The 21,766-nt window shown below is 74.8% G+C and carries 20 protein-coding genes; 9 read left to right on the forward strand and 11 right to left on the reverse strand.

Annotated elements, in window-relative coordinates; all coding sequences use genetic code 11:
• Positions 1-69: 69 nt before the first annotated feature.
• Positions 70-282 carry a hypothetical protein gene (locus AB0G14_RS02990; RefSeq protein WP_357693131.1) on the forward strand — a complete coding sequence of 71 codons (213 nt, stop codon included), beginning with the start codon at positions 70-72 and terminating at the stop codon, positions 280-282.
• A 142-nt stretch (positions 283-424) separates the two neighbouring features.
• Here the strand turns inward: AB0G14_RS02990 and AB0G14_RS02995 are convergent, their stop codons facing one another.
• From AB0G14_RS02995 to AB0G14_RS03010, 4 genes are all read right to left on the reverse strand, one after another.
• Entirely contained in the window at positions 425-1,216 is a 792-nt protein-coding gene (locus AB0G14_RS02995; protein WP_357693133.1) for an ABC transporter permease, read from the reverse strand.
• A complete protein-coding gene (locus AB0G14_RS03000; protein ID WP_357693135.1) occupies positions 1,213-2,169 on the reverse strand; it encodes an ATP-binding cassette domain-containing protein in 957 nt (318 codons plus the stop codon). Before AB0G14_RS03000 ends, AB0G14_RS02995 begins: the two co-directional genes overlap by 4 nt.
• Positions 2,170-2,252: 83 nt before the next feature.
• Positions 2,253-3,098 carry a DUF4097 family beta strand repeat-containing protein gene (locus AB0G14_RS03005; RefSeq protein ID WP_357693137.1) on the reverse strand — a complete coding sequence of 282 codons (846 nt, stop codon included), beginning with the start codon at positions 3,096-3,098 and terminating at the stop codon, positions 2,253-2,255.
• An 80-nt stretch (positions 3,099-3,178) separates the two neighbouring features.
• Positions 3,179-3,697, reverse strand: a complete 519-nt coding sequence (locus AB0G14_RS03010) for a hypothetical protein (RefSeq protein ID WP_357693139.1) — start codon at positions 3,695-3,697, stop codon at positions 3,179-3,181.
• 354 nt (positions 3,698-4,051) lie between these two features.
• On the opposite strand from AB0G14_RS03010, the gene AB0G14_RS03015 reads away from it, so the two are divergent.
• Entirely contained in the window at positions 4,052-5,311 is a 1,260-nt protein-coding gene (locus AB0G14_RS03015; RefSeq protein ID WP_357693141.1) for a M48 family metallopeptidase, read from the forward strand.
• Complete coding sequence (locus AB0G14_RS03020; RefSeq protein WP_357693143.1) at positions 5,308-6,432, forward strand: glycosyltransferase family 4 protein; 1,125 nt, start codon at positions 5,308-5,310, stop codon at positions 6,430-6,432. The genes AB0G14_RS03015 and AB0G14_RS03020 overlap by 4 nt, the downstream gene beginning before the upstream one ends.
• 255 nt (positions 6,433-6,687) lie before the next feature.
• Here AB0G14_RS03020 and AB0G14_RS03025 read toward each other — a convergent pair whose 3' ends face one another.
• From AB0G14_RS03025 to AB0G14_RS03045, 5 genes are all read right to left on the reverse strand, one after another.
• The gene (locus AB0G14_RS03025) at positions 6,688-8,343 is read right to left on the reverse strand and encodes a bifunctional diguanylate cyclase/phosphodiesterase (RefSeq protein ID WP_357693348.1); all 1,656 of its coding nucleotides are present in this window, start codon (positions 8,341-8,343) and stop codon (positions 6,688-6,690) included.
• A 118-nt stretch (positions 8,344-8,461) separates the two neighbouring features.
• A complete protein-coding gene (locus AB0G14_RS03030; RefSeq protein WP_357693145.1) occupies positions 8,462-9,271 on the reverse strand; it encodes an SAM-dependent methyltransferase in 810 nt (269 codons plus the stop codon).
• A gap of 186 nt (positions 9,272-9,457) precedes the next feature.
• On the reverse strand, positions 9,458-10,126 hold the full coding sequence (locus tag AB0G14_RS03035) for a response regulator transcription factor (RefSeq protein WP_007072219.1): 669 nt from the start codon (positions 10,124-10,126) through the stop codon (positions 9,458-9,460).
• A gap of 7 nt (positions 10,127-10,133) precedes the next feature.
• Positions 10,134-11,828: a GAF domain-containing sensor histidine kinase gene (locus tag AB0G14_RS03040; RefSeq protein WP_357693147.1), complete on the reverse strand. Its 1,695-nt coding sequence runs from the start codon at positions 11,826-11,828 to the stop codon at positions 10,134-10,136.
• 14 nt (positions 11,829-11,842) lie between these two features.
• Complete coding sequence (locus AB0G14_RS03045) at positions 11,843-13,645, reverse strand: long-chain fatty acid--CoA ligase (protein ID WP_357693149.1); 1,803 nt, start codon at positions 13,643-13,645, stop codon at positions 11,843-11,845.
• Between the two features lie 190 nt (positions 13,646-13,835).
• Here AB0G14_RS03045 and AB0G14_RS03050 point away from each other — a divergent pair, with 190 nt between their 5' ends.
• From AB0G14_RS03050 to AB0G14_RS03075, 6 genes are all read left to right on the forward strand, one after another.
• Positions 13,836-14,291, forward strand: coding sequence for an SRPBCC family protein (locus tag AB0G14_RS03050; protein ID WP_350707977.1), 456 nt, complete (start codon positions 13,836-13,838; stop codon positions 14,289-14,291).
• Between the two features lie 31 nt (positions 14,292-14,322).
• Positions 14,323-14,967 (forward strand): hypothetical protein, encoded by a 645-nt coding sequence (locus tag AB0G14_RS03055; RefSeq protein ID WP_357693151.1) that lies wholly within the window; start codon positions 14,323-14,325, stop codon positions 14,965-14,967.
• A 76-nt stretch (positions 14,968-15,043) separates the two neighbouring features.
• Positions 15,044-15,991, forward strand: coding sequence for an ROK family glucokinase (locus AB0G14_RS03060; protein ID WP_357693153.1), 948 nt, complete (start codon positions 15,044-15,046; stop codon positions 15,989-15,991).
• Positions 15,992-15,999: 8 nt separating this feature from the next.
• A complete protein-coding gene (locus AB0G14_RS03065; RefSeq protein WP_357693155.1) occupies positions 16,000-16,707 on the forward strand; it encodes an endonuclease/exonuclease/phosphatase family protein in 708 nt (235 codons plus the stop codon).
• Between the two features lie 92 nt (positions 16,708-16,799).
• Positions 16,800-18,209, forward strand: a complete 1,410-nt coding sequence (locus AB0G14_RS03070; protein ID WP_357693157.1) for an NAD(P)-binding domain-containing protein — start codon at positions 16,800-16,802, stop codon at positions 18,207-18,209.
• A gap of 105 nt (positions 18,210-18,314) precedes the next feature.
• The gene (locus AB0G14_RS03075) at positions 18,315-19,139 is read left to right on the forward strand and encodes an alpha/beta fold hydrolase (protein ID WP_357693159.1); all 825 of its coding nucleotides are present in this window, start codon (positions 18,315-18,317) and stop codon (positions 19,137-19,139) included.
• A gap of 22 nt (positions 19,140-19,161) precedes the next feature.
• On the opposite strand, the gene AB0G14_RS03080 is transcribed toward AB0G14_RS03075, so the two are convergent.
• Positions 19,162-20,580, reverse strand: a complete 1,419-nt coding sequence (locus AB0G14_RS03080; RefSeq protein ID WP_357693161.1) for a trehalose-6-phosphate synthase — start codon at positions 20,578-20,580, stop codon at positions 19,162-19,164.
• A 179-nt stretch (positions 20,581-20,759) separates the two neighbouring features.
• Positions 20,760-21,605 carry a DUF308 domain-containing protein gene (locus AB0G14_RS03085; protein ID WP_357693163.1) on the reverse strand — a complete coding sequence of 282 codons (846 nt, stop codon included), beginning with the start codon at positions 21,603-21,605 and terminating at the stop codon, positions 20,760-20,762.
• Between the last annotated feature and the right edge of the window lie 161 nt (positions 21,606-21,766).

Consider the following 21,766-nt stretch of genomic DNA (forward strand, 5'->3'; position numbering starts at 1 on the left):
GGTGACCGACGGTGTTCGGGTGGCGACGGTGACGCCGCGCCCGGTCGCCGCAGCGCACCAGGAGGCGTGATGCTCATCGACTGTGCGGGGTGCGGGATCCGGGGGAGTGGCTGCTCCGACTGCCTGGTCACCGCCCTGTTCGACGATTCGTCCCCGGCCGCCGGGCTGGGCGGCGCCGAGGCCCGGGCGATCGAGGTGTTCGCCCGGGCCGGGTTCGAGGTGGAGGTGCTGTCCGCACCCCGGGCGGCCCGCCGGCCCGCCGGGCGGCACCAGGTCGCGTGACCGGGCCGGCCGCGGGCGCAGCACGGCCGGCCGGCGTTGCTGGCCTCCACGGTCGGAGTTCCGCGCCGGGACTCCGATCCGCGACCGCGACCACGGGTGCCCCGACCGGTCGGCCGGTCGGGGCACCCGTGGTCGGTGCGGGTCAGCGGGACGGGTCCCGGTTGAACAGCTTCTTCGCCCAGAGATAGCCGACCAGCGCGATGGCGGCGCACCAGGCCGCCGCGAGAGCGGCGTTCGTCCCCACCGGCCCGCCGGTCAGCAGCCCGCGCAGGGTCTCGATGATGGGGGTGAAGGGCTGGTACTCGGCGAACTGCCGCAGCCCGTCCGGCATCGAGTCGGTGGGCACGAATCCGCTGCCGATGAAGGGCAGGTAGGTCAGCGGCATGGGGAGGTTGCTCGCCGTCTCGACGCTCTTGGAGACCAGACCCATCGCGACCGAGAGCCAGGTGAACGCGAAGGTGGTCATGGCCAGCACGCCAGCGGCCGCCAGCCAGGCCGGCGCGCTCGCGGTGGGCCGGAACCCGATGAGCAGCGCGACGCCGGTGACCACCGCCAGGCTGAGCATGGTCTGCACCATGCTGCTCAGGACGTGGCCGGTCAGCACCGACACCCGGGCGATCGCCATGGTCCGGAACCGGGCGATGATGCCCTCGGTCATGTCCATGGCGACCGACACCGCCGTCCCGGTGGCCGCCAGGCCGGTGGTTATCAGCAGGATCCCCGGGGTGACGTAGTCGACGTAGTCGCCCCGGTCGCCCGAACCGCCGCCCAGCCCGGCGCCGAGGGTCGCGCCGAAGACGTAGACGAACAGCAGCAGGAGCAGGATGGGCATGCCGGCGAGCAGCACCGTCATCGACGGGTAGCGCATCCCGCGTCGCAGGTTGCGGCGCAGCATCGTGCCGGAGTCGCGTACGGCGTAGGCCAGGGTGCTCATCGGGGGGTTCCCACCTTCTCGGGCTGGCCGGTGAGGGCCAGGAAGACGTCGTCGAGATCGGGCGTGTGCACCGACAGCGACTCCACGGCGATCGACTGGCTGTCCAGCAGGTCGAGCAGGTTCCGCAGCGACCGGACACCGCCGTCGCTGGGCACGTGCAGGGTGAGTTCGGCGGCGTCGCGGGACGAGTCGCCGAGAGCGACCACGGCCGAGTCGAACCCGGCCCGGTCGGCGAAGCGCAGGCTGATGTGCCCGCCGGGGACGAGCCGCTTGAGTTCCGCCGCGCTGCCCTCCGCCACCAGCCGGCCGTGGTCGAGCACGGCGATCCGGTCGGCGAGCTGGTCCGCCTCCTCCAGGTACTGGGTGGTGAGGAAGATGGTGACGCCGTCCGCCACCAGGTCCCGGACGATCTGCCACATGGCCTGCCGGCTGCGCGGGTCGAGCCCGGTGGTCGGCTCGTCGAGGAACACCACGCGGGGGCGGCCGACCAGACCCATCGCCAGGTCGAGCCGCCGGCGCATCCCGCCGGAGTAGCTGGCGGCGGGCTTGCCGGCCGCCTCGACCAGGTCGAACATCCTGAGCAGGCTCCGCGCGCGCTGCCGCCCCTCGGCCCGGGACAGGTGGTGCAGGTCGGCCATGAGCAGCAGGTTCTCCTCGCCGGTGAGCAGGCCGTCGACGGCGGAGAACTGGCCGGTCACGCCGATCGCGGCGCGTACCGCGTCGGGCTCCCGGGCGACGTCGTGACCGGCGACCCGCGCCTCGCCGGAGTCGGCGCCGATCAGGGTGGACAGGATCTGCACGGTGGTGGTCTTGCCGGCGCCGTTGGGGCCGAGCAGCGCGAAGATCGTCCCTGCGGCGACGGTGAGGTCGATCCCGTCGAGCACCACGTGGTCGCCGAAGGACTTCCGGAGGCCGGCGACCGTGATGGCCGCCGGGGTCGAGTTGGATGGCACGTCTTCTCCTTCCACGCCGGCCGTCGGGCCGGTCGGGGGCTGGGCCGGCCGTCGAGCCGACCGGGAGGTGGTGGCGTGGGGGATCAGCAGCGGCGGATCACGATGTCGCCGAAGGAGGTCCGGGCGCTCACGCGCACGGCGCTCTCGGGCTCGCCGGGCGGTTCGTACGCCTCGAGGTGGTTGTCCACCCGGCCGAACTGGGTGTGCAGGTCGAGCAGGGCGGCGGTGCCGGAGCGCACGCCGATGTCGAGCCCGCCGCTCGCGGTCCTGACCGACACCGTGCCCGCCGAGACCTCGCCGATCCGGACGTCGCCGTTGGCGGTGGTGGCGGTGACCGAGGCGTGCGCGCGGTCGACGGCGATGTCGCCGTTGGCCGCCTTCACGCGCGTCTCGCCGGTTACGGTGCCCAGCCAGCTCTCGCCGTTGGAGTTCTTGACCACCGCGTCGCCCTCGACCTCCTGCACCCGGATCCGGCCGGACCCGGTGCTGATCCGGGCCTCGCCCGCGACGTGCTCCACCCGGACGCCGCCGGCGGAGGTGTCGAGATCGGCGTTGGCCGTGCGGTCCAGCTGGATGTCGCCGGCCGCGATCCGGATCCGGCAGTTGCCGAGCCGACCGGTGCCGTGGAACGCCCCCGCCGAGGCGTCGCCGTGCAGGTGTGAGCCGGCGGGCAGCGTGATCGTCACGTCGATCGAGCCGGGCTTGCCGACCAGGCCGAATGCGCGCTGCCGGGGTGCCTTGACCAGGAGTCGGCCGTCGGCGTACTCCACTCGGGTCTGTTCGGCGGCCCGGACGTCGGCGTCGGCGGCGGCGTTGCTCGGCCGGACGTCGACGACGGTGTCGGTGCGGTCGGTCGCGGTGATCCGAGCGTCACCGACGACCAGGTCGACGGTGGCCGAGATCGGCGCCGGGGTGTCGAATGTGGGCACGACGGTCCCTTCTGAACGGAGTGGACGTCCCGGAACGGGACGGATGGTGGGAGGTGGTGACGCGAACCGGTGGCGGGCGCTCAGCGAGCCCAGCCGGTGTAGCGCTCCCCGCCCCGGGGGGCGCGTCGCGGCGCGTGCCGGCCCGCCGCCCCGGTCGGCGCCACGGCGGCGGTCGCCGCCCGGACGAGCCAGGCGTTGACGGAGAGGCCGTCGCGGGCGGCCGCCTCCTCGATGCGGTTCTTGAGGTGCTCCGAGAGGCGGAAGCTGATCCGCGAGGTGGCTCCCTCCTCGGTGTCCGCCGGTGGTGGGGTGGCCGGCTCGGGAGCCTCGGGCTCGCCCTGGAACTCCGGGCCGGTCGGCGGTGGCGTCACGACGAAGCTCGGCTCGCGCCCGCGCAGGCGCAGCTCGACCGAACCGGGTGCCAGGTCGCGGGTGATCTCCGCCGCCGCGGCGGTCAGCGCGTCCAGCAGCGCCAGTCGGAGCGCCGACTCGAGCGGACCGGCCAGTCGCTCGGCCAGCGCCCGGGCCTCCTCGCCGCCGAGTTCGGCGACGCCGGCCAGCTCCTGCCGGAGGTTGTCGACATACGACGTCAGGTCCATGACGCCACTATGACATCACAGTGGCGTCATGGCAAGACAGATTGGCGTCGTATGGCGTCATGATGGCGCGCGATGGCGTCGGTGGGGCACGACGGCGGCCGACGCCGGGCTGCGACAGCCAAGCCCGGCCTCGGCGAGCCGCCAGGAGGGCAGCCGGCGGCGGGGTGCGGGTCCGGTCGGGGCGAACGTCGCCGACGCGGGCAATAGGATGGGCGCTCACGGCGGGAGGGAGCGGCGCATGACGCGGGTACGGCGCGGTGGCGGCAGCCTCGCCGCGATCGGCGGCGCCGTGGGGCCCCGACGGTCGCGGGCGGTGCCGCCGGCGGGCCGCCGCGCGGTGCCGGGTGGGCCCCGGTGAGCCCGCGCGGCTGGGCGGTGCTGACCCTGGTCGGCCTGACCGTGGCCCTGGTGGTGACCGCCGCGGTGCTGATCCCGTGGCAGCGCCCGCCCGCGCCGCGGGCCGACCAGTTGGCCGCGCTGGGTGGCCTCCCCGCCGACCAGGTGGCCCACAGCCGGGAGTTCCGCTCCGCGCTGCGCCCCGCCGGCTGGGCCGCGCTGGCCGTCGGCCTGCTGGTCGCCCTGGCGCTCGGCCTCACCCCGCTGGGCAGCCGGCTGGTCGAGCTGGCCGGCCGTCCCTTCGGCGGCCACTGGATCGCCCAGGCCGTGCTCGGTGGGCTCGCCGTGGTGCTCGTCGCCGACCTGGTCACCCTCCCGTTCGCCGCCTGGCGCCAGAGCGTGCTCACCCGCTACGGGCTCGCCACCAACGGCTGGAGCGGCTGGACGGTCGACCTGCTCAAGTCGTACGCGGTCAGCGCCGTCATCGGCGCGGTGGCGCTGCTCGGCTTCTACACCGTCATCCGGCTGTCGCCGCGCTGGTGGTGGGCGTTCGGCGCGGCCGGCGCGGCGACCCTGGTGGTGCTGCTCTCCTTCGTGCTGCCGGTGCTGGTGGAACCGGTGTTCAACAGGTTCACCCCGATGGAGCAGGGCCCGCTGCGCACCGAGCTGATGACGATGGCGGCCCGCGACGGCGTCCCCGTGCGCGACGTGCTGGTCGCCGACGCCTCGCGGCGCACCCGGGCGGTGAACGCGTACGTCTCGGGCCTCGGGCCGACCCGACGGGTGGTCGTCTACGACACGCTGCTGCGCGAGGCGACGCCGGCCGAGGTGACCGCCGTCGTGGCGCACGAGCTGGGGCACGCCAAGGACCGCGACGTGGCGGTCGGCACGCTGACCGGGGCGCTGGGCGCCGCCGCCGCGGTGGTCGCGCTCTACCTGATCGGGTCCTCCGGCCCGCTGCTGCGACTGGCCGGCGTCGACTCGGTCGCCCAACCGCGCGCGTTCCCCCTGCTGATCGCCCTGGTGACGGTCGCCGGGCTGGTCTCCACCCCGGTGCAGGCGCTGATGTCACGGCGGGTGGAGGCACGCGCCGACGCGCACGCGTTGGCCCTGACCGGCGACCCGGCCGCCTTCGAGGCGATGCAGCGCCGGCTCGCCGGGATCAACCTGGCCGACCCCGATCCGCCGCGCTGGGAGTACCTCTACTCCGCCACGCACCCGTCTACGGTCGAGCGGATGGCCGCCGCCCGCGCCCATGCCAGGGAGGCCGGCCGATGAGCCGTACGCTGCTGATCACCAACGACTTCCCGCCCCGCCCGGGCGGCATCCAGTCCTTCGTGCACAACCTCGCGGTGCGCCAGCCCGCCGGCTCGGTGGTCGTCTACGCCTCGACCTGGCGCGGCGCGGAGAAGTTCGACGCCGACCAGCCCTTAGAGGTGGTCCGGGAGCGCACCGGCGTGCTGCTGCCCACCCCGCTGGTGGCCCGCCGGGCCGCCCGGTTGGCCCGGGCGTACGACTGCGACACCGTGTGGTTCGGCGCGGCGGCCCCCCTCGGGCTGCTCGCCGCCGGCCTGCGGCGCCGGGCGGGCATCCGCCGGGCGGTGGCGCAGACCCACGGCCACGAGGTCGGCTGGGCCGCGCTGCCGGGGGCCCGGGCCGCGCTGCGCCGGATCGGTCGTGGCGTGGACGTGACCACCTACCTGGGCGAGTACACCAGGGTGCGGCTGGAGCGGGCGCTGCACGGGGTGACCGAGCTGCACCGGCTCGCGCCCGGGGTGGACGTGGACACCTACCACCCGTCCGTCGACGGCGAACCGGTGCGGCGTCGGCTCGGCCTGGCCGACCGCCCGGTGGTGGTCTGCGTCTCCCGGCTGGTGCCGCGCAAGGGCCAGGACATGCTGATCCGGGCGATGCCCGAGATCCGCCGGCGGGTGCCCGACGCCGCGCTGCTGGTGGTCGGCGGCGGGCCCTACCGGGCCACGCTGGAGAAGCTGGCACGCCAGGCGGAGGTCGAGCGGGACGTGGTCTTCACCGGCTCGGTGCCGTCCGCCGAACTGCCCGCCCACTACGCCGCCGGCGACGTCTACGCGATGCCGTGCCGCACCCGCAACCGGGGGCTGGACGTCGAGGGGCTCGGGATCGTCTACCTGGAGGCCTCCGCGACCGGCCTGCCGGTGGTGGCCGGCGACTCCGGCGGCGCGCCGGACGCCGTACGCGAGGGCGAGACCGGGTTCGTGGTGCGTGGCCGGGACGTCGCCCAGCTCGCCGACCGGGTGGCCACGCTGCTCGCCGACCGGGACCTGGCCCGCCAGTTCGGCGCGGCCGGTCGCGCATGGGTGGAGCGGGAGTGGCGCTGGGAGACCCAGGCGCGGCGGATGACGGCCCTGCTGGCCGGCTGACGCCGGCCCGGCTGGGTCCGGGTGTGCCCGGCTGCACGCTGTCGAGCTGCCCCGTCTATGAGACCAAGGCGTTCGCCGTTCCGACCCCGGACCGGCCGCTGCCATCGCCGCCCCGACTACGGGTGCCCTGCCCGGCTGCCCCACCCGTTGGGGCAGGTCGACAGTGACGGAACGGCAGCCCTGCCTGGATGCCCCCGTCCGGTGGGGCAGGTCGACAGCGGCCGGAAGGGGCGTCGCCGGTGGGGTGGCCGGCGGTCAGCGGAGGCGTTCGAGGAGGCGCTCGGCCGAGTCCGGGCGGCCGAAGTGCCAGCCCTGGGCGGCGTCGCAGCCGATCGCCCGCAGCCGCTCCGCCTGCCCGGCGGTCTCCACGCCCTCGGCGGTGACGGTCAGGTCCAGCGCGTGCGCCAGGGCCACGAGCGAGGCGAGGATCCGCTCGTCGGCCCGGCTCTCCGGCGCGCGCAGCCCGGCCACGAACTGGCCGGCCACCTTCAGCTCGGTCACCGGCAGGTCCCGCAGGTACGCCAGGTTGCAGTAGCCGGTGCCGAAGTCGTCGATGGCGATCCGGACGCCGAGGTCGGCCAGCACCCGCAGCGCCCGGACGGGCTCCTCGGCGGTGCTCATCATGGTGCTCTCGGTGATCTCCAGCTGAAGCCGCTCCGGCGGCAGGCCGGTGCGCCGCAGCAGTCCGCGGACCTCCTGGACCAGGCCGGGGCGGCGGACCTGCCGTACCGCCAGGTTGACGCTGACGAACGGGGCCGTCGCGACTCCGGCGGACCAGCTACCCGCCTGCCGGCACGCCTCGGCCAGCACCCACCCGCCGAGCGGGACGATGAGCCCCGTCTCCTCGGCCAGGCCGATGAAGCTGTCCGGTCGCAGGACGCCCAGCTCCGGGTGACGCCACCGCACCAGCGCCTCCACGCCGACCACCCGGCCGTCGCGCAGCGAGGTCAGCGGCTGGTAGTCGAGGTAGAACTCGCCCCGCTCCAGGGCGGCCGGGATGGCCGCGGAGAGCGCGTACCGGGCCAGTTCCCGGCGGTCGCGGTCGGCGTCGTAGAGCGCCCAGCGGGCGCCGCCGGCGGCCTTCGCCCAGTGCAGGGTGCTGTCGGCCGCCCGCATGAGGTCACCGGGGGAGGTACCGGCGACCTGCCGCTCCACGATGCCGATGCTCGCCGACACGCACAGCTCGTGCCCGTCCACCAGCACCGGCTCGCGCACGGCGGCCAGCGCCGCCTCCGCCACGGCGACGACGTCGTCGGTGCCGGTGGTGCGCTCGACCAGGACGACGAACTCGTCGCCGCCGAGCCGGGCCACCAGGTGCCCGTCGATGGCCCGGCGGAGCCGGTCGGCAACGGTGGCCAGCAGCCCGTCGCCGACCTGGTGCCCGTGCGAGTCGTTGACCACCTTGAACCGGTCCAGGTCCAGGAAGCAGACCCCGACGCGCTCCCCGCCCGGGCCGGGAGAGTCGATCGCGGCGCTCAGGCGCTCCGTGAACAGCGCGCGGTTGGGCAGGTCGGTCAGCGGATCGTGGGTCGCCTGGTGGCGGAAGCGGGCCTCGCTGGCGCGTAGCGCCCGCTCCGCCTGCGCCCGGGCGGTCATCGCGGCCCGTCGGATCGACTCCTGCTCGTCCAGCGTCCGGTCCCGCAGCGCCCGGGAGTACCCGATGGACACCGCGGCCAGCAGCCGGGCCAGCCGGTCCCCGACCTCCTCGCCGACCAGCCCGAGGTCGCGGGCCAGCCGGAGCTGGACGACCTCGACCGTACGCCCCAGCGCCTCGGGCGACGCGATGTGCGCGGCCACCAGTTCCGTGCCGACGCGGTGCCCGACCCGCAGGTCGAACGGGTCGGACAGCAGCGCCGCCGCGAGTTGGTCGGTGAGGCGTTGCAGCAGCGCCTCCAGCTGTGCCTGGGTCATCGGCAGGTAACTGGTGCCGGAGACGGCCTTGGCCCACGCCCGGGCGAACGCCCCCGGGCGCGGCGGATGCCGCACGGTCGTCCCGGGCGGCACGGCGAGGGCCGCGGCCCCCGGCGGCTCACCCATCGAGCCGCCCGACGCCGCCGATGAAGGCCGCCCGCTCGGCGTCCTCGGCGCTGTCGGCGGACTCCGGGTGCCACTGCGGCACCCAGACCACGCCGGGCTCGACCAGCTCGAAGCCGTCGAACAGGGCGGTCAGCTCGCCCCGGCTGCGGATCCACAGGGGACTGTCGGTGCGCCGGTAGACGCGCTCGGCGTCGGCCCGCTCCTCGTCGGCGCGGCCGTCGGCGCTGGCCTGCGAGAGCACCAGGTAGCTGCCCGGCGCCAGCGCCTGGCGCAGCGTCCGCAGCAGCTCGGCCGGCCGGTCGTCGTCGGACACGAAGTGCAGCACCGCCACGATCATCACGGCGATCGGCCGGTCGAAGTCGAGCAGCCGGCGGACCTCGGGGTGGGCGACGATGCGCTCGGCACGACGCAGGTCCTCCTGCACCACCGCGGCGCGGTCGTTGCCGTCGAGGATCTCCCGGCTGTGCGCCACCGCCACCGGGTCCACGTCGACGTAGACGACCCGGGCGTCGGGGGCCTCGCGCTGGGCGATCTCGTGCACGTTGCCGACGGTGGGGATGCCCGAGCCGATGTCCAGGAACTGCCGGACGCCGGCGTCGAGGAGGAACTGCACCGCCCGGCGCAGGAAGGCCCGGTTGGCCTGCGCCATCAGCGGCGCCTCCGGCACGGCGGCCACCATCGCCTGGGCCGCCGCCCGGTCCACCGCGAAGTTGTGCGAGCCGCCGAGGTAGTAGTCGTACATGCGGGCCACGCTGGGGCGCTCGATGTCGATCTCGTCGGGTGCCCAGTCCGGCCGCTGCATGCGCTCACCCCTCGTGTCGGCGGTGCGGACGCCGTTGCCCGCGCCGGTATTCTGCCGGTTGCCCGGCGGGGAGACCATAGCGCGCCGCCCCGCAAGATGACGACGTCGGTCGATGCACCGACAGGCCCGCGCCGGCGGGCGCGGGCCTGTCGGTGGTGCATCACTGGGCTCCCCGGAGGGAGCCGTTCAGAACTTCGGGGCGTCCGGAGCCTCGAGCAGGCCCAGCCGCAGCGCGGTCATCAGCGCCTGCGCCCGGTTGGCCGCGCCCAGCTTCTCGTAGAGCTTCGAGATGTGGGTCTTGGCGGTGGACTCGCTGACGAAGAGCTGCTTGGCGATGCCCGCCACGCTCATCCCGTCGGCGAGCAGCCGCAGCACCTGGCCCTCGCGAGGGGACAGCTGCGGCCCGGACGGGGCCAGCCGGCGCTTCATCGCCTCGGCCAGGTCGGCGGCGGTGAAGGCGCTGGGGGAGGAGGCGGCGTGCCGGGCGGCGGCGACGACCTCGTCGGCCGGCGCGGTCTTGGGCACGAAGGCGCTCGCCCCGGCCTCCAGGGCGCCGAAGAGCTGGTCGTCGCCGGCGTACATGGTGAGCACGACGATGCCCATCGAGGCGCTCGACTTGCGCAGCGCCCGGGTGGCCTCCAAGCCGCTGCCGTCGGGCAGCCGCAGGTCCATGATCACCACATCCGGCTGCAGCGCACCGGCCTGGCGTACGCCCTCCGCCGCCGTGGCGGCCTCGCCGACGACCTCGAACTGCCGGTCACGCTCGAACGCGTGCCGCAGGCCCTTGCGGATCAGGTCGTGATCGTCGACAAGGAGGACCTTGGTACGGGTCGCCGGTGTCGGACTTGTGGTCATCCTCGGGTTACTCCCCTTCTGCTGCCGCTACGCTACCGCGCACGTTATCGCGCCGGGGCGACGAGCCGAGCACCACCGCGACGGTCGTGCCGCTCGGCTGCCGCGGCCTGATCTCCAACCGGCCCCGGATACGTTCCGCCCTCTCGGCCATGATCGCAAGACCGTAGTGCCCGTCCGAGCGCTGGTCAGCGATCCCCTGACCGTCATCCGACACTTCGATCTGCGCGTACGGGGGGTCGACCTCGCAGGTGACCCACAGATTCGCGGCCCCGGCGTGCTTGCGCGCGTTGGTGACCGCCTCCTGGGCGATGCGCAGCAGCTCGGCCTCGGTGGCGGCCGGCAGCCGGGCGGTGGACTCGTCCAGGGACAGGTGGACCCGCAGCCCGCCGGAGGCGCCGACCGTGCGGGCGTACTCGGCGATCGCGGCGGCCAGCCCGCCGTGCCGGTCGACCTCGCTGCGCAGCTCGAACAGGCTCAGCCGCAGCTCGGTGATCACCCGGGTCACCTCGTGGCGCAGCGCGCGCAGGCTCTCGGCGGTCTCCTCGGCGTCGTCGTGCACGGTGGCGAGGGCGTTGTCGATGCCGTAGCCGACCATCACCAGCTCCTGTGCCACCCCGTCGTGGATCTCCCGGGCCAGCCGCTGCCGCTCCTCGTTGGTGGCCAGCGAGCGGACCTCGTCGAAGAGCAGCGCCGCCTCCAGCCGGAGCGCGGCCGGGCGGGTCAGCCCGGTCACCCGGGCCACCACCCCGGCCGGGTACGCCTGCGCCGCGTCCGCCTCCAGCACCACCAGGCCGACCGTGCGCACCCCGGCCACCAGCGGCACGATCAGCGCGGAGACCTCGCCGCCCCGGTGCGACCGGGCCTGCGAGCGGGCGGCGGTCTGCGGCTGCTGGCTGGCCCACGCGTCGGCGATGGCCGAATCCGCGTCCAGCGTCGTCTCCCAGTCCACCCGGTCCACGCCCACCTGCGCGAGCACCACGAGCCGCCCGCCGCCGCTGGCCGACAGCACGGCCGCCCGGTCGGCCCGGGCCACCGTGCGTAGCTCCTCCAGCAGGTGCTCGGAAATGCCGCCCGGATCGAGGGTGGCCCCGGGCAGCTGCCGGGCCACCGTGCGCAGCTGGGTCAGCAGCCGGGTCGCCTCGGCGTACGGCTGGGGTTTGCCCTCGTCGCGGACCCGCATCACCCGGTGCAGGGTGCTGGCCGCGTAGAGGCCGAGCCCGGCCAGGATCAGCCACTGGGCGCAGACGGCGAGGTAGCCGAGCTGGGCGATCTGCCGGCCGCCGTCGACCTCGGTGAGCGCGCCGGCGAGCAGCAGGGTGGCCGCGGTGACCGCCAGCAGGGCGGCCCCCTCGGCGAACCGGCGGCGCAGCGCGGTGACGGTCACCGGGACCGCCAGGTAGGGCAGCACCGCGGAGGCGCCCAGCCCGCCGACGTTCCCGCCGATGGTCGCGACGGCGGCGACCTGGCTCGCGGCCAGCCCCAGCACCACCACCTCGGCCACCCGGCTGAGCGGGCCGACCAGCAGGTGCTCGGGCGCCAGCAGCGCGGGCAGCCCGGCGGCGGCGAGCAGCGCCACCCACCAGAGCTGGGTGGCGTCGCGCGTGGCGAACAGGGTCAGGACGGCGACGAGCGCCAGCATGACCACGCGCGCCGCGGCGGCGAGGGGATGCGGCTGGGGCCGGGTGGGCGTCGAGGCGGGCACGTGACGGATGGTAGTCAGCGTCGGTAGATGTCGGCGATCTCCGCCGCGTACGACTTGTGCACGACCTGGCGCTTGACCTTCAGCGACGGCGTCAGCTCGCCGGTCGCCTCGGTGAAGTCGCGGGGCAGGATCCGGAACACCTTGATCGCCTCGGCCTTGGAGACCGCCTGGTTGGCGGTGTCGATCGCGCCCTGGATCTCCGCCCGCAGCCCCTCGTGCTCGCGCAGCTTCTCGACCGGGGTGTCCGCCGGCAGCCCCGCGGCGGACAGCCACCGCGGCAGCGCCTCCTCGTCGAGGGTGACCAGCGCGGCGATGAACGGCTGCCGGTCGCCGATCACCAGGCACTGGCTGACCAGCGGGTGCGCCCGCACCTCGTCCTCCAGCACGGCCGGGGCGACGTTCTTGCCGGCGGCCGTCACGATGATCTCCTTCTTCCGGCCGGTGATGCTCAGGAAGCCGTCGGCGTCGAGGTGACCCAGGTCGCCGGTGCGGAACCAGCCGTCCGGGCTGAGCACCTCGGCGGTCGCCTCCTCGTTGCGCCAGTAGCCGCGGAAGACCAGGTCGCCGGAGATCAGGATCTCCCCGTCGTCGTCGATCCGGATCGTCACGCCCGGCAGCGGCCGGCCGACCGAGCCGATCCGGGTGGCGTCGGGCAGGTTCGCGGCGGCGGCGGGGGAGGTCTCGGTCAGGCCGTACCCCTCGCAGACGCTGACGCCGATGCCGCGGAAGAAGTGGCCCAGCCGGGCGCCGAGCGGGGCGCCGCCGGAGATGGCGTCGCGGCACCGGCCGCCGAGCGCCGCCCGCAGCTTGCGGTAGACCAGCCGGTCGAAGAGCGCGTGCTGCACGCGCAGCGCCAGGCCGGGGCCGCCGGCGGTCTCCAGTGCCTCGCTGTACGCGATGGCGACCTGCTCGGCACGGGCGAAGATCCTGCCCTTGCCGTCCGCCTCGGCCTTCTGCTTGGCCCCGTTGTAGACCTTCTCGAACACCCGGGGCACCGAGAGCACGAAGGTGGGGCGGAAGTCCTGCAGTTCGGCGACCAGGTTCCTGGTGTCCGCGCAGTGCCGCATGGTGGCCCGCGCCTGGACCACGCCGATCTGGATCAGCCGGGCGAAGGCGTGCGCCAGCGGGAGGAAGAGCAGGGTCGACGCGTCGGGCCGGAAGAGGTTCGGCAGCACCGGCACCGCGTTGGCGATGTCGGCGTACATGTTCCGGTGGGTGAGGACGCAGCCCTTGGGGCGGCCGGTGGTGCCGCTGGTGTAGATGACGGTGGCGAGGTCGTCGGCGCGCACGGCGGCGCGCCGCCGGTCGATCTCGGCCGGGTCGACCGACGCGCCGGAGCGGACCAGGTCGTCCACCGCGCCCAGGTCGATCTGCCAGACGTGCCGCAGCTCGGGCAGCCGGTCCCGCAGGCCCGCGACCAGGGTGGCGTGGGCGTTGCTCTCCACCACGCAGGCCACCGCGCCGGAGTCGGCGAGGATCCACGCGGCCTGCTCGGCGCTGGAGGTCTCGTAGATCGGCACGGTGACCGCGCCGGCCGCCCAGATCGCGTAGTCCAGCAGGGTCCACTCGTAGCGGGTGCGGCTCATCAGGCCGACCCGGTCGCCCGGCTGGACGCCGGCGGCGACCAGGCCCCGGGCCGCCGCGACGACCTCGTCGCGGAACTGCCGGCAGGTGACGTCGGCCCAGGCCGTCCCGCCGTCGCTCGGGCGGACGAACTGGACCGCGTCCGGGGCGACCTCGGCGTTGTCCCAGACCGGATCGGTGAGGTTGGCCGCGTCGCCGACGGTGACGATCGGCGGGACGGAGAACTCGCGCACCTGCACTCCTCGTGCTCACTGGCCGTGCCGGCCGAAACCACGGGTCGGCTCTGTCGAAACCTACCCGCCTCGGCGGGCGGGCAGAATAGGCAGGTAGCCCCGGTGCTCCCCGCACCGGCGCGGGACACGCCCCCGGTACGTGCGGGGGCGGCGCGGCGTACGCGCGGCCGGCGCCGGGTAGCCTCCCCCCATGGCGGACTCCTCCACCCAGTCGATCGTCGTCGGCGCGCCACCGGAACGGGTGGCGGCGGTCGTCTGCGACTTCCCGAGCTACCCCGAGTGGACCGAAGCGGTGCGGCGGGCGGAGGTGATCGAGGAGTACGAGGACGGCTACGCCAGCCAGGTCCGGTTCGTCATCGACGCCGGGGTGATGGCCGACGAGTACGTGCTGGCCTACGAGTACGCCGAGGACCTCTCCCGGATCGAGTGGCACCTGGTGGCGCCCTCGAAGATGCAGAAGTCCCAGCGCGGCTCGTACGACCTGGTGGGCAACCCGGACGGCACGACGACGGTGACCTACACCCTTGAGGTCGAGCTCTCGGTCGGGATGCTCGGGATGTTCCGCCGCAAGGCCGAGAAAATGATCATGGATACCGCGTTGAAGCAGCTCAAGCGCCGGGTAGAAGCACCCGGTGCGGCGCAGTGACGCGTCCGGCGGCAGGGTAGAGGAGCCGACCATGGGTGCAACGGATCCGGGTTCGGCCCGGGAAGAGGCGGAACGGCTGGTCGCCACGCTGCTGGCCGGCGCGCGCCTCGCGACGTCCGGCTCCGGGACGGGCCCGTGGGGTCCGCTCGGTGGGATCGTGTCGGGTGTCCTCGGTCACAGCGCCGCCCCGGGTGAGTCGACCGGGGGATCCGGGGGCGGCTTCGCCACCGGCGGCCCGGAATGCTGCGTCTGCCCGGTCTGTCGGGGCATCGCCGCGTTGCGCGATCCGAGTCCGGAATTCGCCGAGCGCCTCGCCACCGGCGCCGGCGACCTGGCCGCCGGCGTGGCCAGCCTGCTGCGCGCGTTCGCCCCGCCGGAGCCCCCCGCCGAGCCGGCCGCCGCCGCGGCGTCGAGCGCCGAACCGGATGGCGCGGACGACCACGTCTGGCGCGAGGCCACCCGTAGCGGGCATGATTCTCAGCCGGCAGCGGAGCGGGACGTCTGGTCCGCCGCCACCCGGGCGGAGGACGTGGCCGTCCCGGCCGCCGCACCGCCCGTCGACGCCGCCGGGCCGGCCGTCGCGGCGACCGTGCGGACGTCCGCCGACCGTCCCGTGGTGCCCGCGACGCGGGCACCCGGCGACGCAGGCGAGCACCCACCAGGCGACGCGGCCTGACCATCGCACATCCCGACCACGCGCCGGTCGTCCGGCGGCGCGGGCGCGGGCAGCACAGCAGAGGGGAGTGGCAGCGGTGACGCTGACCATCGGAGTCGACGTCGGTGGCACGAAGGTGGCCGGTGGTGTCGTGGACGCCGCCGGCACGGTCCTCGTGCAGGCCCGACGGAACACCCCCGCCGACGACGTCGCCAAGACCCGGGACGTCATCATCGAACTGGTCACCGAGTTGGCCGTCGGGCGGTCGATCGAGGCGGTCGGCATCGGCGCGGCAGGCTGGATCGACGCCGGCCGTTCCACCGTGCTGTTCGCCCCGAACCTCGCCTGGCGCGACGAGCCGCTGCGGGACTACGTCAGCGCCGCGACCGGCCTGCCGGTGATCGTGGAGAACGACGCCAACGTCGCGGCCTGGGCGGAGTTCCGCCACGGCGCGGCCCGGGACGCCGACGACTCGATGGTCATGTTCACCATCGGCACCGGTGTCGGCGGCGGCATCGTGCTCGGCGGGGAACTGCTGCGCGGCGCCAACGGCATCGCCGCCGAGCTGGGCCACATGCTCACCGTGCCGGACGGCCACCAGTGCGGCTGCGGCCGGCTCGGCTGCATCGAGCAGTACGCGAGCGGCAGCGCCCTGGTGCGGTTCGCCCGCGCGGCCGCCCAGCAGGAGCCGCACCGCGCCGTGGCCCTGCTGGAGCTGTCCGGCGGCGACGCCGAGGCGATCACCGGGCGCATGGTGACCGCCGCGGCGCAGGGCGGCGACCCGGTTGCCACCGAGGCGTTCGCGCAGGTCGGGCGCTGGCTCGGCACCAGCCTCGCCGACATGGCGCAGATCCTCGACCCGCAGGTCCTCGTCGTCGGCGGCGGCGTGATCGACGCCGGTGACCTGCTACTCGGCCCGACCCGCCGGTCGTTCACCGACGCGCTCGCCCAGCGCAGCCGGCTTCCGGTGGCCGAGATCCGCCCGGCCGAGCTGGGCAACACCGCCGGCGTCATCGGCGCCGCCGACCTGGCCCGCCGGATCTGAGGCGGGCCGTGACGCAGAGCCCGGGCGTGCCGCTGCGCGTCGTGTCGTACAACATCCACGGTCAGCGGGACGACACGGCCGCGCTGGCGGCGGTGGTCCGCGCCGCCCGGCCGGACGTGGTGGTCGTGCAGGAGGGGCCGCGCCGGTTCCGGTGGCGGCAGAAGTCGGCCGCGCTGGCCGAGTCGTTCGGCCTGGTGGTGGCCGCCGGCGGGCTGCCCGCGCTGGGCAACCTGCTGCTGACCAGCCTGCGGGTGCGGGTGCTGGACACCCGGTGCCGACGCTTCCCGCTCACCCCCGGCCGGCACCTGCGCGGCGCCGCGTACGCCGAGTGCGTGGTCGCCGGTGGCGCCCGGTTCACCGTGGCCGGCTCGCACCTGTCCACCGACCCGGCCGAGCGGCCCGGGCAGGCCGCGCTGTTCAAACGCGACCTCGACGCCGCCACCACGCCGGTGATCGCCGCAGCCGACCTGAACGAGGGGCCGGACGGGCCGGCGTGGGCCACCGTGGCGGGCGGGCTGACCGACGCCGCCGTGGCGATGGACCGGGCCGACCGGCTCACCTACTCGTGCGCGAGCCCCCGGCGGCGGATCGACGCCCTGTTCGTCGACCCGCGCGTCACGGTGGTCGACTACGACGTGGTCGACACCCCGCAGACCCGCCGGGCCAGCGACCACTTCCCGGTCCTCGTCGACCTGCTGCTGCCCGGGGCCGGCTGACCGTCGTCCGCGCCCGGGGCTGGACATCCCGCTCCGTTGTGGAGAGGATGCTGCGCGACCCCGGCCCTCGTGCCGCACAAAAGGAGATCCCGGTGTCCACCTCCACCGATCACGGCCGGCCCGACCCGGAGGCGAGCACGCTCGCCCTGACCCGCGACGGCCGGCCGGTCTCCGACCGGGGCGACACCGTCTGCGTCATCGGCGCGGGGGCCAGCGGGCTCGTCGCCGTCAAGAACCTGAAGGAACACGGGTTCGGCGTCGACTGCTACGAGCGGGAGACCGGCGTCGGCGGGGCCTGGAACTGGCGGCACGACCGCAGCCCGGTGTACGCGAGCACGCACCTGATCTCGTCCCGGCCGTTCACCCAGTTCCCCGACTTCCCGATGCCCGACGACTGGCCCGACTACCCGCACCACAGCCAGCTCCTGTCGTATCTGGAGCGGTACGCCGACCACTTCGACCTGCGGGCGCACGTCTGGTTCGGCACCGAGGTCGTCCGCGTGGAGCCGGCCGAGGGCGACCGCTGGGACGTGACCACCCGCAGCACGGGCGGCTACGGCCCGGAGCGCACCTCCCGCTACGCGGCGGTGGTGGTCGCCAACGGGCACAACTGGTCGCCGAAGCTGCCCCGCTACGAGGGGTTGGAGGAGTTCCGGGGCGAGGTCATGCACGCCTCGTCCTACAAGGACCCGGCGCAGCTGCGCGGCAAGCGGGTGCTCGTGGTCGGCGCCGGCAACACCGGCTGCGACATCGCCGTCGAGGCCGCCCAGCAGGCGTCGCGCTGCTGGCACTCCACCCGCCGAGGCTACTGGTACGCCCCGAAGTACGTCCTCGGCCGCCCGGCGGACCAGGTCAACGACGCGCTGCTGGCGCTGCGGGTGCCGCTGCGGGTGCGGCAGTGGCTATACCACTGGACGCTGCGGCTGACCGTGGGCGACCTGACCCGGTTCGGCCTGCCGAAGCCCGACCACCGGGTGTACGAGACGCACCCGATCGCCAACAGCCAGCTCGTCTACTACGTGGGCCACGGGGGGATATCCCCGGTGCCGGACGTCGCCCGCTTCCACCCGTACGCGGTGGAGCTGTCCGACGGCCGGGAGATCGACCCGGAGCTGGTCGTCTTCGCCACCGGCTACCTGCCGCGCTTCGAGTTCCTCGACCCCAAGGTGCTCGGCGACGACGCGGGGACGGGCCGGCCCACGCTCTGGCTCAACGCCTTCGCCCCCGGCCATCCCACGCTCGCCGTCGCCGGGCTGGTGCAGCCGGACTCGGGTGTCTTCCCGCTGTCGCACTGGCAGACGGTGCTCTTCGCCCGGCTGCTGCGGCTGCGCCTGACCCGTCCCGACCGGGCGGCGGCCTTCGCCGCCCGGGTGACGGCGAAGGCGGGGGAGCGCTACGCGGGGCCCGTCAAGGACAGCAGCCGGCACTGGTTCGAGGTCGGTCACGCCGACTACCTGCGCGCCGTCCAGCGCGCCCTGCGCGACCTGGAGGGTGCCCGATGAGTGCAGCGCGGCGGAGCCCCGCAGTCGCGAACGAGAGGCCGGACCGGTGAGCGCGAGGAGTGCAGCGCAGCGGAGCCCCGCAGTCGCGAACGAGAGGCCGGAGCAGTGAGTCAGCAGGTGCGGATCATGCGGGGGCGGGAGTGGGCGCGCCCGGTCCGCCCGGTCCGGCGTGAGGTGCTCGGCGTGGCCCCCGAGCTGGAGCAGGGGCGGCCGCCGCTGCTGTTCGTGCCGGGCTTCGGGCACGGCGCGTGGGCGTTCGCCGAGCACTGGCTGGGCCACGCCGCGTCCCGGGGCTTCCCGGCGTACGCGCTGAGCCTGCGTGGGCACGGCGGCAGCGGCCCGGCGCCGGAGGCGACGCTGCGGGCGTACGCCCACGACGTGGCGCAGGCGGCGGCGGGCCTGCCGCGCCAGGCGGTGCTGGTGGGGCACGGCGCCGGGGCCCTGGTGGTCGCGCACGCGCTGGCCCGCTACCCGGCCCGGGCGGGCGTGCTGGTCGCGCCGGTGCTCGGCGGCTGGGCGACGTTCGGCGCCGCGCTGCGCCGCAATCCGCTCGGCACGCTGCCGGCGGTGTTCGGCGGGCCGCTGCGCCTGCACCGCCGCCAGCTGTTCAGCCGGGAGCTGCCCGAGGCCGAGGCCCGGCGGTACGCGGCCCGGCTGGGGCGGGCGAGCCGACGGGCCCAGTGGCAGCTGCTGACCGGGCGGGACGCGGAGCCCGCGGTGGGCGACCCGCCGGTGCTGGTGCTCGGCAGCCCGGACGACCGGGTGGTCCCGGCGGCGGCGCTGACCCGGGCGGCCCGGCGGTACGGCTCGGCGCCGCTGCTCTTCCCCGGCATGGGGCACGACATGATGCTCGACGTCAGGTGGCGGGAGCCGGTCGACGCGATCCTGGACTGGCTGGCGAAGGACCCGGCCCCGGACAGCCGGCTCTGACCCCGGGCCCCGACTTCCGGCGTCAGTCGGCGGCGCCCAGCCGGGTGAGCAGTGAGCCGCTCTCGTCCAGCGCCGAGAGGTAGGAGCGGGCCCAGGCCCGGATGTCGTGCCGGTGCAGGTGCGCCCGCATGGCCCGCATCCGCGCGCCGACGTCGTCGGGGCCCGCCCGCAGCGCCGAGAGCAGCCCCTGTTTGAGCCCCTCGAGGTCGTGCGGGTTGACCAGGTACGCCTGCGGCAGCTCGGCGGCGGCGCCGGCGAACTCGCTGAGCAGCAGGGCACCCGAGTCGTCCACCCGGGCGGCCACGTATTCCTTGGCGACGAGGTTCATCCCGTCCCGCAGCGGGGTCACCGCCATCACGTCGGCGACCCGGTAGAGGGCGGCCAGCTCGGCGCGGTCGAACGGCTGGGTCAGGTAGTGGATCGCCGGCTCGCCGACCCGGCCGAACTCGCCGTTGATCCGCCCGACCTCGCGCTCCACCCGCTCGCGGAGGATCTGGTACTGCCCGACCCGTTCCCGGGTCGGCACCGCCACCTGCACCAGCACGGTGTCTCGCACCTTGACGTGCCCGGCGGCGAGCAGCTCGCTGTACGCCTTGAGCCGCTGCTCGATGCCTTTGGTGTAGTCCATCCGGTCGACGCTGAGGATCACCTGTTCGGGGCTGCCGAGATCGTGGCGCAGCCGGCGGGCCCGGTCGGCCACGTCGGGCCGGGCGGCGAGCGCGGCCATCTCGACGGTGTCGATGGAGACGGGGAACGCGCCGATCCGGACCACCCGGTCGTCGACGGCGATCCGACGGTCGGTGGCGGGGAACTGGAGCACCTTGGCCACCAGTTGGGCGAAGTTGTGCGCGGCCTGGGCCCGCTGGAAGCCGACCAGGTCGGCGCCGAGCATGCCGCGCAGCAGCTCGGCGCGGCGGGGGAGCTGCATGAACAGCTCGGGCGGTGGGAACGGTACGTGCAGGAAGAAGCCGATCCGCAGGTCCGGCCGGAGCGCCCGGAGCAGGCCGGGCACCAGTTGGAGGTGGTAGTCCTGCACCCAGACCATCGCGCCGGGCTCGGCCACCTGGGCGGTCGACTCGGCGAACCGCTGGTTGACCCGCTGGTACGCCTCCCACCAGCGCCGGTGGTGCTCCGGTTGCTCCACCGAGTCGTGGTAGAGCGGCCACAGGGTGGCGTTGGCGAAGCCCTCGTAGTGGTCGCGTAGCTCGTCGCCGCTGAGCGGCACGGCGTGCATCCGCACGCCGTCCACGTCGGGCACGGCGGGCGCCGGCCCCGTGCCGCCGGCCCAGCCCACCCAGGTCGCCGGGGTGTGCCGCAGCAGGGGGTGCAGGGCGCTGACCAGGCCGCCGGGGCTGCGGCGCCACTCGCACGCGCCGTCCGGGGCCGCGCCGTCGTCGATGGGTAGGCGGTTGGCGACCACCACGAGGGAACTCTGTCGCATATCGGGCATTCCGATCCGCAGAGGAGTGACCGCCGCGAGGAAGGAACAACCGGGCAGTCAGCGAGGGAAGTGACGGACAGCGGTATTCCTACTGACAGTAAGTTACACCACTGTCACGACCGCGGCGTGGGCGGCGGTCGTCCCGGGATGCGGGCGCGGCTCCCGCCCGGCCGGGGCGGTCAGACGACCGCGCCGTCGTCCGGGTCGTGGTCCTCGTCGCCGCCGGGGCGTAGCCGCCAGATCAACGCGACGAAGCCGGCGAGGATGCCGGTGAAGCCGAACAGGTTGACGACCGAGGGGTCGGCCACCGGGAAGATCGACGGGAACAGGAACAGCACGAAGCCGACCACGATCGCCAGAACGCCGACCACCGTGTACTTGGAGAAGCGCGGCAGGGGCGGGGGTGGCGGCGGGGTGTAGCGCTCGTCGTCCGCCTCGTCGTCGGGCAGGTCCGCGCCGAAGGTGTCCAGCCCGTCCAGCAGCGAGGGCTCGTCCTGGCGGCCCCGGCCGACGGAGATCCCCGAGACGTCCGCGGCGTACGGCAGCCGGCGCACGTCGGTGGCGGTCGGCCCCGCGGGCTCGTCCGGCGCGGCGAGGGTCACCGGACCCGTGGCGGGCCCCGGCGGGTCGTCCACGTCCTCGGCGGCGGGCCACGGGTTGTCGCCCGGCGCGGGCGTGGTGTGGAAGCCGGCGACGATCCGGGCCCACTCGGCGTCGATGTCCGGCTCCGCGTCGCGGCCCCGGTCGGTGGCCGTCTCGTCGGCGAGCTGGGTCAGGTAGTCCCGCGCGGTGGTCAGGTGCGACCGGTCGACGTAGAGCCGGTCGACGGGGCGGGCGGGGACGGTGGTGGTGCGGGTGACCGGGTTCAGGTCGGCCGAGGGCTGCAGGTAGGCCGCGATCCCGCCGGCGGCGAGGACGTCGAGCAGGTGCTCGCCGACGCGCGGATCCACGTCGCCGGCGACGGCGTACTCGCTCGCGTCGAGCCCGTTGTCCCGCCGCCCCCGGCGGGCCCCACCCGCTGACACCGGACATCCTCCTCATCACGCGCCCGCGGCGCGGTCGCCTGAGCCCCCTCGGCACCGCCCCGGGCGCCGTGCCTTGAATCGTGACACGTCCGGACCCGGTTCCGGGAGTGCCTTGTGGCGCGGCGTACGAAGTCAGGGCCCCTGCCGCAGGTCGCGACAGG

Origin of the sequence: Micromonospora sp. NPDC023814 (assembly GCF_040639595.1) — a bacterium.
Taxonomy (GTDB): domain Bacteria; phylum Actinomycetota; class Actinomycetes; order Mycobacteriales; family Micromonosporaceae; genus Micromonospora.